1 protein-coding gene is annotated in these 385 nt (G+C 55.1%); it reads right to left on the bottom strand.

Going from position 1 to position 385, the window contains the following annotated elements; translation table 11 throughout:
- Positions 1–385 (bottom strand): ABC transporter ATP-binding protein (locus tag RVY79_RS17880; RefSeq protein ID WP_317465857.1); only part of this gene is annotated, 385 nt, incomplete at both ends.

Here is a 385-nt window from a genome sequence, read left to right as displayed (position 1 = left end):
AAAACGGCTATCACCCACCGCTACGATTTCGTCGATCAGAAAACAATCGAATTCAATCGCCATCGAAATGGCGAAGGCCAGACGTGCGCGCATGCCAGCGGAGTAGCTTTTTACCGGCTCGCGCAGGTAGTAGCCTAGTTCGGAAAATTCCTGCACAAATGGCTCAGCGGCCTCAGCGTCTGCCCCATAGATGCGGCAGATGAAGCGCAAATTGTCCATCCCGGTCAGGCTACCTTGAAATGCCCCCCCAAAAGCAAGCGGCCAGGAAACACTCATCTCGCGAACGATTCTTCCGGAGGTCGGTAATTCGGCCCCACTGATCATTCGAATCATGGTGGACTTGCCGGCTCCATTGCGGCCGAGAATACCGATCTTCTCGCCTGGA

It is taken from the genome of Chromohalobacter sp. HP20-39 (assembly GCF_033052815.1).
Taxonomy (GTDB): Bacteria; Pseudomonadota; Gammaproteobacteria; order Pseudomonadales; family Halomonadaceae; genus Chromohalobacter.
The sequence above is the reverse complement of the archived record's forward strand: the minus strand, read 5'-3'. Positions and strand labels throughout refer to the sequence as shown.